The 14,975-nt window shown below is 68.5% G+C and carries 11 protein-coding genes; 7 read left to right on the top strand and 4 right to left on the bottom strand.

The window, feature by feature from the left end:
* The first annotated feature begins 1 nt into the window (after window position 1).
* From nuoL to ABD255_RS35115, 4 genes are read left to right on the top strand one after another with little or no spacing between them, the layout of a single operon-like run.
* The gene (gene nuoL / locus ABD255_RS35100; RefSeq protein WP_344221098.1) at window positions 2-1,873 is read left to right on the top strand and encodes an NADH-quinone oxidoreductase subunit L; all 1,872 of its coding nucleotides are present in this window, start codon (window positions 2-4) and stop codon (window positions 1,871-1,873) included.
* The gene (locus tag ABD255_RS35105; RefSeq protein WP_344221099.1) at window positions 1,870-3,393 is read left to right on the top strand and encodes an NADH-quinone oxidoreductase subunit M; all 1,524 of its coding nucleotides are present in this window, start codon (window positions 1,870-1,872) and stop codon (window positions 3,391-3,393) included. The genes nuoL and ABD255_RS35105 overlap by 4 nt, the downstream gene beginning before the upstream one ends.
* An 11-nt stretch (window positions 3,394-3,404) precedes the next feature.
* Entirely contained in the window at window positions 3,405-5,006 is a 1,602-nt protein-coding gene (gene nuoN, locus ABD255_RS35110; RefSeq protein ID WP_344221458.1) for an NADH-quinone oxidoreductase subunit NuoN, read from the top strand.
* On the top strand, window positions 5,003-6,019 hold the full coding sequence (locus tag ABD255_RS35115; protein ID WP_344221100.1) for a polyprenyl synthetase family protein: 1,017 nt from the start codon (window positions 5,003-5,005) through the stop codon (window positions 6,017-6,019). The genes nuoN and ABD255_RS35115 overlap by 4 nt, the downstream gene beginning before the upstream one ends.
* Before the next feature lie 97 nt (window positions 6,020-6,116).
* On the opposite strand, the gene ABD255_RS35120 is transcribed toward ABD255_RS35115, so the two are convergent.
* Both ABD255_RS35120 and rarD read right to left on the bottom strand, forming a co-directional pair.
* Window positions 6,117-8,186, bottom strand: a complete 2,070-nt coding sequence (locus ABD255_RS35120) for a PhoX family protein (RefSeq protein WP_344221101.1) — start codon at window positions 8,184-8,186, stop codon at window positions 6,117-6,119.
* A 135-nt stretch (window positions 8,187-8,321) separates the two neighbouring features.
* Entirely contained in the window at window positions 8,322-9,230 is a 909-nt protein-coding gene (gene rarD, locus ABD255_RS35125) for an EamA family transporter RarD (protein WP_344221102.1), read from the bottom strand.
* A 120-nt stretch (window positions 9,231-9,350) separates the two neighbouring features.
* Between rarD and ABD255_RS35130 the strand changes: the two genes are divergently transcribed.
* The 3 genes from ABD255_RS35130 to ABD255_RS35140 all read left to right on the top strand — a co-directional run bounded on the left by ABD255_RS35130 (window position 9,351) and on the right by ABD255_RS35140 (window position 13,067).
* Window positions 9,351-10,103 carry a sugar phosphate isomerase/epimerase family protein gene (locus ABD255_RS35130; RefSeq protein WP_344221103.1) on the top strand — a complete coding sequence of 251 codons (753 nt, stop codon included), beginning with the start codon at window positions 9,351-9,353 and terminating at the stop codon, window positions 10,101-10,103.
* Window positions 10,104-10,261: 158 nt separating this feature from the next.
* Window positions 10,262-12,169 (top strand): glycoside hydrolase family 76 protein, encoded by a 1,908-nt coding sequence (locus tag ABD255_RS35135; protein WP_344221104.1) that lies wholly within the window; start codon window positions 10,262-10,264, stop codon window positions 12,167-12,169.
* A gap of 142 nt (window positions 12,170-12,311) precedes the next feature.
* A complete protein-coding gene (locus tag ABD255_RS35140; RefSeq protein ID WP_344221105.1) occupies window positions 12,312-13,067 on the top strand; it encodes a D-Ala-D-Ala carboxypeptidase family metallohydrolase in 756 nt (251 codons plus the stop codon).
* Window positions 13,068-13,121: 54 nt separating this feature from the next.
* Here ABD255_RS35140 and ABD255_RS35145 read toward each other — a convergent pair whose 3' ends face one another.
* A complete protein-coding gene (locus ABD255_RS35145) occupies window positions 13,122-13,778 on the bottom strand; it encodes an HAD family hydrolase (protein ID WP_344221106.1) in 657 nt (218 codons plus the stop codon).
* A complete protein-coding gene (locus ABD255_RS35150) occupies window positions 13,775-14,935 on the bottom strand; it encodes an alpha-hydroxy-acid oxidizing protein (RefSeq protein ID WP_344221107.1) in 1,161 nt (386 codons plus the stop codon). The genes ABD255_RS35145 and ABD255_RS35150 overlap by 4 nt, the downstream gene beginning before the upstream one ends.
* Window positions 14,936-14,975: the final 40 nt, after the last annotated feature.

Raw genomic sequence — 14,975 nt, forward strand, 5'->3', positions numbered from 1 at the left:
GATGAGTCATGAGCTGACGTGGCTGCTGGTCGCGATCCCGGCCGTGTCCGCGGCGATCCTGTTGCTCGGTGGCAAGGCCACCAACGCATGGGGTCACCTGCTGGGCACCGCCGCACCGCTGGCCTCGTTCGTCTGCGGGGTCCTGCTCTTCTTCCAGATGCAGGGCCACTCCGGCGAGGAGCGGTCCGAGACCGTCAAGCTGTTCGAGTGGTTCTCGGTCGGCAGCATCCAGGTGGATGTGACCCTGCTGGTCGACCAGCTGTCCATCCTCTTCGTGCTGCTGATCACCGGCGTGGGTTCGCTGATCCACATCTACTCGATCGGTTATATGGCGCACGACGCGCGCCGCCGCCGCTTCTTCGGGTACCTGAACCTGTTCATCGCCTCGATGCTGCTGCTGGTGCTGGCCGCCGACTACCTGGTGGTCTTCGTCGGCTGGGAAGGCGTCGGCCTGGCGTCGTACCTGCTGATCGGCTTCTGGCAGCACAAGCACTCGGCCGCGACCGCCGCCAAGAAGGCGTTCGTGGTGAACCGGGTCGGTGACATCGGCCTCTCGCTCGCGGTGATGAGCATGTGGGCGCTGTTCGGCTCGTCCGCCTTCACCACGGTGAGCGCGGGCGTCGAGGGGGTCTCCGACACCTGGGGCACGCTGCTCGGCCTGATGCTGCTGCTGGCGGCCTGCGGCAAGTCCGCCCAGGTGCCGCTGCAGTCCTGGCTGCTGGACGCGATGGAGGGCCCGACCCCGGTGTCGGCGCTGATCCACGCGGCGACGATGGTGACCGCGGGCGTCTACCTGGTGGTCCGCTCGCACGCGATCTACGAGGTCACCGAGTTCGCCTCCACCGCGGTGGTGATCGTCGGTACGGTCACGCTGCTGGTCGGCGCGATCATCGGTTGCGCCAAGGACGACATCAAGAAGGCGCTGGCCGGCTCGACCATGAGTCAGATCGGCTACATGATGCTGGCGGCGGGTCTCGGCCCGGCGGGCTACGTGTTCGCGATCTTCCACCTGCTCACCCACGGCTTCTTCAAGGCCAACATGTTCCTCGGTGCCGGCTCGGTGATGCACGGCATGAACGACGACGTGAACATGCGGCACTACGGCGGCCTGGCGAAGTACATGAAGGTCACCTTCGTGACGTTCGCCTTCGGCTACCTGGCCATCCTCGGCATCCCGCCGTTCGCCGGCTTCTTCAGCAAGGACAAGATCATCGAGGCCGCGTTCGCGGACAACCTGGTGATCGGTCTGTGCGCGCTGCTCGGCGCCGGCATCACCGCGTTCTACATGACCCGGCTGATGCTGATGACGTTCTTCGGCGAGAAGCGCTGGGGCAAGGACGTGCACCCGCACGAGTCGCCCGCGGTGATGACCGGTCCGCTGGTCGTCCTGGCGGCGCTGTCGATCGGTGGCGGCGCGCTGTACTTCGCCGGCCACTGGATCGTCGACTGGCTCGAACCGGTGGTCGGGCACGAGGAGCACCACCCGCCGGTCAGCGCGCTGGTGATGACGCTGATCACCCTCGCGGTGGTCCTCGTCGGCCTGCTCGTCGCGGTCTTCCTGTACCGCCGCGACATCCCGCGCGAGGCGCCGGTCAAAGTCTCGCCGGCCACCACCTTCGCCCGTCGTGACCTGTACGGCGACGCGCTGAACGAGGCGGTCCTGATGCGGCCGGGCCAGTACCTCACCCGGACGCTGGTCTGGCTCGACAACCGCGGGGTGGACGGCCTGGTCAACGGCCTGGCCGCGCTCTTCGGCGGTCTGTCCGGCCGGTTGCGCCGGTACCAGACGGGCTTCGTCCGTTCCTACGCACTCAGCATGGTCTTCGGCGCCGCATTCGTGGTCGTCGCCCTCCTCGCGGTGAGGTTGTCGTGAACATCGGTTGGCTGACCCTGACAATGCTCCTGCCGTTCGTGGGGGCCCTGGCGACGATGGCGGTGCCGAAAGCCAAGGCACTGCTGTCGAAGCAGGTCGCGCTTGTCTTCTCCACCCTCACGCTGATCCTGACCATCGTGATCGCGGTCGGCTACCAGCAGAACGGTGCGGCCGACTACGAGGAGAGCTACACCTGGATCGAGGCGTTCGGGGCGCACTACGCGCTCGGCCTCGACGGCGTCGGCATCGTGCTGATCGTGCTGACCGCGCTGCTCACCCCGATCGTGCTGCTCGCCTCCTGGAACGACGCGAAGACCGGTCGCTGGAGCGAGAAGTCCTTCTTCGCCTGGGTGCTGGGCCTGGAGGCGCTGTCGATCGGCGTGTTCGCCGCCACCGACGTGTTCCTCTTCTACGTGCTGTTCGAGGCCACGCTGATCCCGATGTACTTCCTGATCGGCGGGTTCGGCGGCGCGCAGCGGTCGTACGCGGCGGTGAAGTTCCTGCTCTACTCGCTGCTCGGCGGTCTGCTGATGCTGGCCTCCGTGGTCGGCCTGTACGTCCTGTCGGCCCGCGGCGGCGACCCGTCGTACCTGCTGTCCGACCTGGTCCAGCTCGACATCAGCCAGAACACCGAGCGGTGGCTCTTCCTCGGCTTCTTCTTCGCCTTCGCGGTGAAGGCGCCGATGGTGCCGTTCCACACCTGGCTGCCGGACGCCGCCGCCGAGGCGACGCCGGGGACCTCGGTGCTGCTGGTCGGCATCCTGGACAAGATCGGCACCTTCGGGATGATCCGGTTCTGTCTGGGCCTGTTCCCGAACGCGTCCGAGTGGGCCACCCCGGTGGTGCTGGTGCTCGCGCTGATCTCGGTCCTGTACGGCGCCCTGGTGGCGATCGGGCAGACCGATATCAAGCGGCTGATCGCGTACACCTCGATCTCGCACTTCGGCTTCATCGTGATGGGCATCTTCGCGCTCACCTCGCAGGGCCTGACCGGGTCGACGCTGTACATGTTCAACCACGGTCTTTCCACCGCGGCGCTGTTCCTGGTGGCCGGCTACCTGATCTCGCGGCGCGGTTCGGCCCGGATCGCGGACTACGGCGGGGTGGACAAGGTGGCTCCGGTGCTGGCCGGCACCTTCTTGTTCGCCGGCCTGTCCAGCCTGGCGCTGCCTGGGTTGTCGCCGTTCATCTCCGAGTTCATGGTGCTGGCCGGAACGTTCAGCCGGCACAAGGTGATCGCGGTGATCGCCGTGCTCGGTATCGTGCTGGCCGCGCTCTACATCCTGATCATGTACCAACGCCTGATGACCGGCCCGGTGCGCGACGGGATCGAGAAGCTGAAGGACCTGAACTTCCGCGAGGTGTTCGCGATCGCACCGCTGGTCGTGCTGATCATCGCCCTGGGCATCTACCCCAAGCCGGTGGTCGACATCATCAAGCCGGCGGTCGAGTCGACGATGCAGCGGGTGGGCGTCACCGACCCGGCCCCGCAGGTTCCCGTGACGGAGGGACAGAAGTGAGTGCAGTGCTGATGCCGTTGGCGGCGGTCCCTGGCGCCTTGCCGCTGGCGGACTTCGTCGCACCGAAGATCGAGTACAACGAGTTGGCTCCGCTGCTCGTGGTCTTCGGCGCGGCCTGTGTCGGCGTCGTCGCCGAGGCCTTCCTGCCCCGGGCGCTGCGGCACGTGGTCCAGTTGGCGCTGACCCTGGTCGGCCTGGTGGTCGCCGCGGTGCTGACGGTCCTGCTGATGGTGGACGAGAAGTCGCTGGTCGCGGCGCAGGGCGCCATCTCGGTGGACGGCCCCGCGCTGTTCACCTGGATCACGCTGCTCACGCTGACGGTGATCAGTGTGCTGCTGTTCGCGGAGCGCTCGGTCGACGGAGGGCTGTCCGCCTTCGCCGGCCAGGCGGCCGCAGTACCGGGCAGTGAGGCGGAGCGGGAGGGTACCGCGGCCAAGGTCGAGCACACCGAGGTCTTCCCGCTGACGCTGTTCGCGGTCGGCGGCATGATGCTGTTCGCCTCGGCCAACGACCTGCTGATCCTGTTCGTCGCGCTCGAGGTCTTCTCGCTGCCGCTGTACCTGCTCTGCGGGCTGGCGCGGCGTCGCCGGCTGATCTCGCAGGAAGCCGCGATGAAGTACTTCCTGCTCGGCGCGTTCGCCTCGGCGTTCCTGCTCTACGGCATCGCGCTGCTCTACGGGTACGCCGGGACGATGTCGCTGGGCGGCATCTCCGACGCGCTCGCCACCAAGACCGGGGGCGACGCGATCCTGCTCGCCGGTACCGGCCTGATCGCCGTCGGCCTGCTGTTCAAGGTCGGCGCGGTTCCGTTCCACTCCTGGACGCCGGACGTCTACCAGGGCGCGCCGACGCCGGTCACCGGCTTCATGGCGGCCTGCACCAAGATCGCCGCGTTCATCGGCCTGATGCGGGTCTTCTACGTCGCCCTCGGCGGCACCCGCTGGGACTGGGCGCCGATGATGTGGGTCGTCGCGATCCTCACCATGGTGGTCGGCTCGATCGTGGCCATCACCCAGACCGACGTGAAGCGGATGCTCGCCTACTCGTCGATCGCGCACGCCGGCTTCCTGCTGACCGCGTTCGTCGGGCTCGCGCAGAGCGGCAGCGGTGTCACCGACGGCATCACCTCGACCCAGGCGGTGCTGTTCTACCTGGTCACCTACGGCTTCCCGACGATCGGCGCCTTCGCCCTCGTCACGCTGGTCCGCGACGCCGGTGGCGAGGCGACGCACCTGTCCCGCTGGGCCGGACTGGGCAAGAAGTCGCCACTGCTGGCGGGGATCTTCGCCTTCTTCCTGATCTCCTTCGCCGGCATCCCGCTGACCGCGGGCTTCACCGGCAAGTGGGCCGTGTTCACCGCGGCCTGGACCGGTGGCGCGTGGCCGCTGGTCGTGGTCGCGGTGCTCTGCAGCCTGGTCGCCGCGTTCTTCTACGTCCGCGTGATCGTGCTGATGTTCTTCTCCGACCTGCCGGCTGACGCGCCGGACGTGGCGCTGCCCGGCTGGCAGACCACCGCGGCCGTCGCCCTGGGTCTCGCCGCCACCGTCGTACTCGGTCTGGTTCCCGGACCGGTGCTCGACCTGGCGGCCCGAGCGGGTGAGTTCATCCGGTGAGTCCGTCCCCGCTGCCAGCCGAGAGCCTGGGATTCGCGTTCGCCGACGAGGCGCTCGAGTCCCGGGTTCGTGCTGGGCTGGAGAGGGTCGAGCAGGCGCTCCGCGACTCCGCGCAGTCCGAGGCCCCGTTCGTCACCGAGGCCGCCCAGCACGTCATGGTTGCCGGCGGCAAGCGGTTCCGTCCGTTGCTGGTGCTGCTGGCGGCCGAGCTCGGTCCGTCCGCGGCGGCGCCGGAGGTGGTCGACTCGGCCGTCGTGGTCGAGCTGACCCACCTGGCCACGCTGTACCACGACGACGTGATGGACGAGGCCGCCCTGCGCCGAGGTGCCGACAGCGCCAACGCGCGCTGGGACAACTCGGTCGCGATCCTGACCGGCGACTGGCTGTTCGCCCGCGCCTCCGACCTGGTCGCGTCGCTCGGCCCGGAGGCGGTCAAGATCCAGTCCCGCACCTTCGGCCGCCTGGTCGAGGGGCAGATCCGCGAGACCCTGGGGGTCTCCGAGGGGCAGGACCCGCTCGCGCACTACCTGTCGGTGGTCGCGGACAAGACCGGCTCGCTGATCGCCACCTCGGCGCTCTTCGGTGCTCGGTTTGCCGGTGCGTCGGTGGAGATCCAGGAGACCCTGCGGGCTTTCGGTGAGGAGATCGGCCAGGCGTTCCAGTTGGCCGATGACATCCTCGACGTCACTTCGGAGGAGTCCGGCAAGACTCCTGGTACCGATCTTCGCGAAGGCGTCCCCACCCTCCCGGTCCTCATCTTCCGAGCCCAAGCAGATTCGTCGAACCCCACGGACGCCCGCCTGCTGGAGTTGCTCGACTCCGACCTGAGCGACGACGCCATGCTGGCGGAGACGCTGGGCCTGCTGCGCGCCCACCCTTCGCTACAGCAGGCCGAGGACGACGTACGCCGCCGCGCCAACGACGCCCGCAAGCTCCTCGAAGACCTCCCCGAGGGCCCAGGCCGCTCCGCCCTCGAGTCCCTCTGCGATTTGGTGGTAACCCGCTCGGTCTGAATCCTCTTGCTTGCAACAACAAGATGCCCGACAGCGCGAGACTGTCGGGCATCTTGTCTGTCAGCGGGTTTGCCAGGTGGGGCCCACCCATGGAGTATCAGCTGCCGACGCGGCCGCCGTCCTTGCGCCAGACGCAGGAGATCGCCGGGCGGGGGAAGGTGTGCGTGTGCGGCCAGGTCGAGGAAGGCTTCTCGAAGGTCGCGTCGTCGGTCTCGCCCGGGTGCTGGACTGCGACGAACGCGGTCAGGTCGTCCTCGCTGACCAGCGGGCCACAGGCCTCGGCGGCGAACGGCACCGACAGGAACTGCTTCACCTGGCCGCGCTTCGGGCCGGCCACCGGGACGGTGAAGATGCCGTCGTTGGAGCCGAGCACGTTGCCGTCGGTCGAGATCCACAGGTTGCCGGAACCGTCGAACGCGACGTTGTCGGGGCAGGAGATCGGGCTGACCTTCGACTTGTCGAAACCGCCGAAGTACGTCTCCTGCGCGGCCGGGTCGCCGCAGATCAGGAACAGGGTCCAGAAGAAGCCGGTCTTGGCCGCGTCGTCGCCCTCCTCGCTGAGTTCCAGGATGTAGCCGTTGCGGTTGCCGGACTGCTCCACCAGCGGCGCGCCGAGGCTCGGCCGGGTGTGCGACTTCGCCAGCGGGTTGGCCTCGTCGACCGCGAAGGTCCCGCCGCGGTTGGAGTTGTTGGTCAGGGCGGCGTAGATCCGGCCGTTGACGGGGTTGCGCTCGATGTCCTCGGGCCGGTCCATCCGGGTGGCGCCGACCTTGTCGGCCGCGGTCCGGACGTCGATCAGCACGTCGGCGACGCTCATCCCGTCGATGAACGACTTCTTGTCCGTGGTCAGCGGGATCCACTGGCCGGTGCCGTCGAAGAGCCCGTCCGCGGTGCCGTCGCCGGTGAACTTGGCGACGTACAGGGTGCCCTCGTCAAGCAGAGCGAAGTTGGCCTTGCGGTTCTTCTCGTCGTACCTGCCGGTGGAGACGAACTTGTAGATGTACTCGCCGCGCTCGTCGTCACCGAGGTACGCCGCGATCCGGCCGTCGGCGGTGATCGTGACGGTGGCGCCCTCGTGCTTCATCCGGCCGAGCATGGTGCGCTTCTTCGGCGTGGACTTCGGGTCGTACGGGTCGACCTCGACGATCCAGCCGGTCCGGAACGCCTCGGTCGGGACCTTGGTCAGGTCGAAGCGCTCGTCCACCAGGCTCCACTGGCGGGCGGACTTGGTCGCCGTCGTCGGTACGCCGTACCGCTTGAAGCTTGCCTGGTACTGCGCCGGCACGGTGCCGCTGACGTCGAAGTACCCGTTGAAGTTCTCCTCGCCGGACAGGATCGTGCCCCACGGGGTGACCCCGCCGGCGCAGTTGCCGAAGGTGCCATAGGCAACCTTTCCGACGCGCGCGTCGGCGGCGGCCGGGCCGGTCACGTCGAACTTGGTGGTGGCGGTGATCCGGCGGTTGTACCTGCCGCCGTGGCCGTCGCGGCGCCACTGGCCGGTGCGGCCGACCCGGTCGATCTGCACCACCGACATGCCGTGCCCGGCCAGGCCGATCCTGGCGATCGTCTTGGCGTCGTACTTGCCGGTCGGGAACATCAGGTTCTCGTCGGTGTACTCGTGGTTGCAGACCAGCAACGCCTTCCGGTCGTCGCGCAGCGGCACGACCATCGTGTAGTCGTTGTTGTAGCCGAACTGCTTGGCCTGCGCCTCGGGCGTCTGCCGGTTCACGTCGAACCTCGGCGCACCGGTCTCGACCGGGTCGCCCCAGGCGATGATCACGGACTGGGCGTAGCCGGCCGGGATAACGATGTCGTCCTTGCGGTTCGGCGGCACCACGCCGTGGGTGAGTTGGCCGTGGCCGCCCCCGAAGCCGGGGAACTCGCCGTTGCCCTTGTCGCCGTTCGCGGCGGCGGAGAAGTCCGCCGCGGCCGGCAGGTTGGAGGCCAGTACGCCGACGCCGGCGGCCGCGACGCTCGCGGCGCCGACCTTCAGCATGCCGCGGCGGGAGAAGGCGGACTGCAGGACGCTCTGGATGTGCTCGTTGCCGGAGGTGTTCGGCTCCGGGTGGTCACACTGGTTGGCGCACTTCAGTTCGCAGGTGCGAAAAGAGCGCGATCCGTGACGGGTGCCGATCTGGCTGATCAGCGGCAGCAACTTGGGGCTCACTCGCGGTACTCCGGATTTCTCGCGGCGGACAATGCAGACGCCGTGAGGCTAAGGAGCGGAAACGGGAACTGGGTGAAGGTCAGATGAACGCGGAAAGGCTTAGGCGACCCTCAGTCGCGAAGCGCGCCGGAACGCTCACACCGCGGAGGCGGTGACCTCGAGCGCCATCGTCCGCCGGCGGGTCCGCAGACCGTTCAGCGTGAAGATCATCAGGGCCAGCCAGACCAGCCCGAAACCGATCCAGCGCATCGGGCTCATCTGCTCGTGGAAGACCACCACGCCGACGATGAACTGCATGATCGGCGCGATGTAGTTCAACAGGCCCAGCGTCGTCATCGAGACCCTGGTCGCGGCGGCCCCGAAGAGCAGCAGCGGTACCGCGGTGATCGGCCCGGTCAGCAGCACCAGCACCAGATAGCCGGGTCCTTCGTGCGTCACGGTCGCCTGGCCCTGGAACCCGAGCACCAGGATCGCGATCAGGGCCAGCGGCGCCACCGTCGCCGACTCCACCGCCATCCCCTCGATCGCCCCGGCGCCGGCCTTCTTCTTGGCCAGCCCGTAGAAGCCGAACGAGAAGGTCAGGGCGATCGCCACCCACGGCGGCCGGCCGTTCTCGATGGTCAGCCCGACGACCGCCACGAAGGCGATCGCGAGCGCGATCCACTGGGCGACCCGGAGGCGCTCCTTGAGGATGATCACGCCCAGCAGCACGGTGAACAGTGGGGTGATGAAGTAGCCGAGGGACGTCTCCACGATCCGGTCGTGGTTGACGCCCCAGATGTAGGCGCCCCAGTTGACCGAGATCAGTACCGCCCCGGCGACCAGCGGCCACCTGCGTCGCGGGTCCGAGATCAGGGCCCGCACCTGGCCGAAGCGACGCCGTACCAGCACCAGCGCGACGATCGTGACGAGGGACCAGAGGATCCGGTGGGCGAGCAGTTCGACCGCGCCGGAGGAGTCGATCAGCTTCCAGTACAGCGGGAAGAGACCCCACAGCAGGTATGCCGAGAGGCCGAAGATGAACCCTCTCCGCTGTTCCGCCACGGTTGCGAGTCTAGACCCGGCGTCATGGGTATCAACGAGGTTTGCTCATGACGTGAGACACGCTGGTGCGATGAGGTTGGATAGAGGTGTGAGCACAGTGACGTGGACCAGGAGGAACCCGTGAGCGTGAGGACCGGTCTGGTCTCGGTGACGTTCCGGAAGTTGGCGGTCGAAGAGGTCGTCGAGGTGGCGAAAGAGGCCGGGCTGGCCGCGATCGAGTGGGGCGGCGACGTGCACGTGCCGTTCGGCGACATGGCCGCCGCACGCAAGGCCCGGGCGCTCTGCGAGGACAACGGGCTCGCCGTCGCGGCGTACGGGTCCTACCTGCGGGCCGGCAGCGTCGACCGCGAAGAGATCCGTACCGCGGTCAACACCGCCGCCGAGCTCGGGGCTCCCCGCATCCGCGTCTGGGCGGGGACCGTCGGCACCGCCGAGGCGGGCGTGGGTGACCGGATGGCAGTGACCCGCGGTCTGGCCGAACTGGCGGACGTGGCCGCCGGCGCCGGCATTGAGATCGCGATGGAGTTCCACCGCAACACCCTGACCGACGAGGTGGACTCCACCATCACCCTGCTGCTGGATGTCGGCGCGCCCAACCTCACAACGTACTGGCAACCCCCGGTGGACCTGGCCGACGCCGAGTGCCTTCAGCAGTTGGAGGCCCTGATGCCCTGGCTCAGCACCGTCCACGTCTTCTCCTGGTGGCCCTCCAACACCCGCCTCCCGCTGGCGGGCCGCGAGTCCCTCTGGCGCCCGGTCCTCGACCGCCTCGCCACCGAACCCCGAGAAATCAACGCCCTCCTCGAGTTCGTCGCCGACGACTCCGTAGCCCAGTTCTCCACCGACGCCAAGTCCCTGCACAACTGGGTCTGACACCTGGGCCCGCCGGCCGTGGTGTCGTGCGGCAACCAGCTCGGCGTTCGGCATTGACAGCGTTGTCTGCTGCGACGACGATACTGCGTCAAGAGCTGATGAAACGTTTCCAACCTCCGTCGGCCGAGCCGCCCTGAAGCCTCGAGGAGATCTCGATCATGGTCCTGAGTCGTTCGCGCGTAGTGCGCGCCCTGGTGGCCGGCGTGGCCACGCTGGCTGCCGGGCTGGCGTCGTCGCTGGTGTCGTCATCGCCCGCCGGAGCCGATCCGGGAGGTGGCGCCGACGGCCCGACGGCGACGGCGCGGGCCCGGGTCGCCGCCGACGTGCTGATGAGCTCGTACGAGCCGGTGAAAGCGTGGTTCCCGTCCAGCTGGTGGAACTCCGCCGTCGCCCTGCAGACCATCGGCGACTTCGCGGAGCGCACGGGCGACCGCCGCTATCTGCCGCAGCTGGACAACACGTTCGAGAAGGCCAAGGGCGTGTTCCCGGCCGGCTACCTGTCAGGTGATCCCCTGCTCGGCAACTTCACCAGCCGCGCCATCGACGACTCCGAGTGGTGGGCGCTGACCTGGATCCAGACCTACGACCTGACCAAGAACCCCAAGTACCTCGACATGGCGGTCACGATCGCGGAGTACGTCGAGAACTACTGGGACGACACCTGCGGCGGCGGAGTCTGGTGGGACGCCGAGCGGACGTACAAGAACGCCGTCACCAACGGGCTCTGGATCCGCCTCACCGCCGAGCTGCACAACCGGATCCCCGGCGACCGGCACTGGCTCGGCCGCGCGCAGCAGGGGTGGAACTGGTTCACCGGCAGCGGGATGATCAACGCCCAGGGCCTGGTGAACGACGGTCTGAAGACCAGCACCTGCCAGAGCAACAACGAGACGGTGTGGACCTATAACCAGGGCCTCGCGATCGGCGCCGGCCTCGAGCTGTGGCGGGCAACCCGCAACCCCGAGCTGCTGACCACGGTACGGCGGCTCGCGGACTCGGCAATCGCCGCCGGGGGTCTGGTTTCCGACGGGACCCTGACCGAGTCGTGCGATGTCCCGGGCAAGGTCTGCGACGACAACCAGAAGCAGTTCAAGGGCATCTTCCTGCGGTACTGGATGGACCTGACCGACACCACGCACGACCGGCGCTACCTCGCCTTCCAGGACCGGCAGGCCGCCGCCGTCTGGGAGAACCGTGATGCGGCCGGGCGCCTCGGCCTGCGCTGGTCCGGCGTCACGAGTCCGGCCGATCCGAATGTCTTCGACTGGCGGACGCAGGCCAGTGGGCTCAGCGCGCTGATCGCCGACGTACCGGCGCGGCCGCCGGTGCGGTCCCTGTCCGCGATCATGACTCCGGCCCAGCCGGTGGTGATGTCCGCGAGCGAGAGTGCGACCCACCTCAGGCTGGTGGCTCGGCTCCAGGCCACCGCGCCGGCCGGAGAGCGGATCACGGCCGACGTCCAGGCCTCGGCGCCCGCAAGCTGGACCGTGACCCCGCGCCAGGCGAGCGTGACCCTGCGCCCAACCGGCAACGCCGTACCGGCACAGGCTGAGGTCGAGCTCGACGTGGCCATCCCTGGCGGTACGCCGGACGGTCGCTACCCGGTGACCGTGACGGCGACGTCCGGCCCGCTCCTCGCGTTCACCACGCAGGCCGAGATCCTGGTGGCGCGCACCGTGGACTTCGACACCGGCACCGCGGCCGAGCTGCCCTGGCTGTGGGACGCCGGCGGGTCCCAGAGCCACGGCGCCCAGAACCGCTTCGCCGACGGCAACGCGTACTTCGTCTACCGCTTCCCGTTCCCGTCCGGTACCGCCTCCGCGTCCGCCACGCTGACGATCGACAACGAGTACCACGTCGAGGTGAGCGGTGACGGCCGGCAGTGGACCACCGTGGCCAGGGAGACCCGGCACATCCACGGCGGCGAGAACAAGGCGACGCTGACGTTCGACCTGACGCCGCACCTCGGCCCGGACAAGGCCGGCTATGTCCGGGTCTCGGACTCGTTCCCCACCGAGGGCTGGGGCGGCCGGGTCGCCCACGTCACCGCGGCCTACACCGAGTAGTCCCACGACGAGCAACGGCAGCCGGCCGACAGAGGGAGTCGTAGAAAAATTTCTGCCGAGGCCTGGTCAAGCGGTAGATAGTGGCGCGATTCTTGCGGGTGACAGCGCGTTTCGCCCCAATCGCGTCACCGGAGGTAGTCCGATGTCTCTCACCCAACGCTTACCCAGGATCGTCGCCGTGCTCGCCCTGTTCGCGGCGATGCTGGGCACCACCGTGGTTGCCTCGGTGGTCACCGCGACCGAGGCACATGCCGACGGTTGCTACACATGGAGCCGCACGCTCGCCCAAGGTGCCAGTGGCGAGGATGTGCGGCAGTTGCAGATCCGCGTCGCCGGCTATCCGGGGTACGGCGGGCACATCGCGGCGGACGGCGCCTTCGGTCCGGCGACCAAGGCCGCGGTGCAGCGGTTCCAGTCGGCGTACGGACTGAGCGCCGACGGGATCGCCGGCTCGGCGACGTTCAGCAAGATCTACGCGCTGCAGGACGACGACTGCACGCCGATCCACTTCACCTACTCCGAACTCGACGACGGCTGTGGTGGCAGTGGCTGGGACGGTGGTCCGCTCTCCGCGGCTGCCACCAAGGCCAACGCACTCCAGACCATGTGGCAGCTCGAGGCCCTGCGGCACGCGCTCGGTGACCAGCCGCTGACCGTGACGAGTGGCTTCCGCAGCTACTCGTGCAACAGTTCGGTCGGCGGCGCGAGCAACAGCCAGCACCTGTACGGCCGCTCGGCCGACCTCGTCGGCGTGCATTCCCTGTGCACGTTGGCCAAGCAGGCCCGGTACCACGGCTTCGGCGGCATCTTCGGCCCCGGCTACCCCGGCCACAACGACCACACCCACCTCGACATCCGCACGAGCAACTCCTGGTCGGCGCCCAGCTGCGGCATCTGACCAGGTACTACGGACGGGCTGGCGCCCCTGCGGACAATGTGGTCCGCGGGGGAGTCAGCTCGTCGCTCGGACCAGCTCGGCCAAGGTGATGCCGGCCGCCCGGTCCAGGTGCTCTGCCGACAACCCGGCCGCGTGAGCGCCGACGACATCCAGCTCCAGGTTGTCGCCGATCATCAACGTGTCCGCGGGATTGACACCGAGTGCCTCGCAGGTCAGCTGGTACGCCTGCGGCGCGGGCTTGCTGAAGCCGAGCTGCTCCGAGGTGGACACGACGTCCACCAGCTCGGCCAGGCCGATCGCTTCCAGCTTCGCGTTCTGCTGCCGAGTGCTCCCGTTGGTCAGTACGCCGATCCGCCATCCGTTGCTGCGGGCAACTTCCAGGGCGGGGCGGGCGTCCGGGAAGGCCGACCAGCTCGCCTGGTAGCTGTCCAGGAAACCCGTGAAGACCTGGTCCAGCTCGTCGTCGTCCGCCGGCACCGGCTGACCGACCAGCGGGAGGAAGTCGCGGAGCCGGCCCCGGCGCTGTTCCTGGTGGGTCAATGCGCCGGCGAGCCACTGGTCGAAGTTGTGCTGCTCGATCACGAACCACTGGGCGACGAGTTCGTCCGTCGGCGTACCACCGAGTTGTGGGACCCAGGCGTGGATCGCGGCCGTCGCCGAGGTGGTGTGGTCGAACAGCGTGTCGTCGAGGTCGAAGATGACCGCCTTCACGCGGGCACCACCGAGGTCCGGTTGAGCTCGCGGTGGTTGGCGTAGCCCGACAGGGCGAGGGTGAGGTCCAGCTCGGCCAGGAGGCAGCGCAGTACGTGCTCGACGCCTGCCTGGCCCGCCAGCGCGAGGCCGTAGAGGAACGGGCGGCCGAGCAGTACGGCCTTGGCGCCGAGGGCGAGGGCCTTGGCCGCGTCGGAGCCTGTCCGGACGCCTGAGTCGAAGAGGATGGTGACCTGCTCGCCGACCGCGTCCGCGATCGCCGGGAGTGCGTCGAGCGCAGCGATCGCACCGTCGACCTGGCGGCCGCCGTGGTTGGACACCACGAGGCCGTCCACGCCATGCTCGGCCGCGAGCTTGGCGTCGTCGACGGAGGTGATCCCCTTCAGCACGATCGGGCCGTCCCAGTTGTCGCGCAGGAAGGACAACTCGTCCCAGCCCAGCCCGACGTTCGGGAACATCTGTGCCCAGTGCATCACCGCGGCGGTCGGGTCCTCCTCGATCGGCTTGGCCAGCTTGGCCTGGAACGCGGGGTCGGTGAAGTAGTTCGCCAGGCCGACGCCGGTGAGGAACGGGAGGAATCCCCGGTCCAGGTCGGCCGGCCGCCAACCGATCGTGCCGGTGTCCAGGGTGACGACCAGGACGGAGTACCCGTTGTGCTTGGCGCGTTGCAGGAAGCTCAGGCAGACGTCCCGGTCGGTCGGCCAGTACAGCTGGTACCACTTGCTGTCGGCCTCGATCTGCTCGAACGAGTGGCTCGCCTGGGTCGAGTGCGTGTAGGTCAACCCGAGTGCGTTGGCAGCCCGCGCGGTGGCCAGTTCGCCGTCGGGATGAGCCAGTGTCTGTACGCCGATCGGCGCGATCAGCACCGGAGCGGGCATCTTCGTGCCGAGGATCGTGCAGGACAGGTCCCGCTCGGTGCTCCCGCGCAGCATCCGCGGCACCAGCCGCCACCGGTCGAAGGCCGCCAGGTTGGCTCGCGCGGTCGACCCGCTGCCCGCGCTCGGCACGATGTAGCCCATCGCCTCGGCCGACAGGCTCGCCGCCGCCTGCGACTCCAGCCGGGACAGGTCAGTGGTGATCTCCGGCCGGGTGTTCTGGAACATGCCCTGCACGTAGATGCTCAACTGGTGATCGCCGTAGTTGGCCGGTGATGACATGGCCGGATGCTTTCACAACGGGTCCTCCGCGTCACGCGAT

This window comes from Kribbella sancticallisti, from assembly GCF_039530625.1.
Taxonomy (GTDB): Bacteria; Actinomycetota; Actinomycetes; order Propionibacteriales; family Kribbellaceae; genus Kribbella; species Kribbella sancticallisti.

Bases quoted from the DNA above. Each gene is read 5' to 3' on its own strand.
- nuoL (WP_344221098.1), top strand. From the start codon at position 2: ATGAGTCATGAGCTGACGTGGCTGCTGGTCGCGATCCCGGCCGTGTCC.
- nuoN (WP_344221458.1), top strand. From the start codon at position 3,405: ATGCCGTTGGCGGCGGTCCCTGGCGCCTTGCCGCTGGCGGACTTCGTC.
- ABD255_RS35135 (WP_344221104.1), top strand. From the start codon at position 10,262: ATGGTCCTGAGTCGTTCGCGCGTAGTGCGCGCCCTGGTGGCCGGCGTG.
- ABD255_RS35140 (WP_344221105.1), top strand. From the start codon at position 12,312: ATGTCTCTCACCCAACGCTTACCCAGGATCGTCGCCGTGCTCGCCCTG.
- ABD255_RS35150 (WP_344221107.1), bottom strand. From the start codon at position 14,935: ATGTCATCACCGGCCAACTACGGCGATCACCAGTTGAGCATCTACGTG.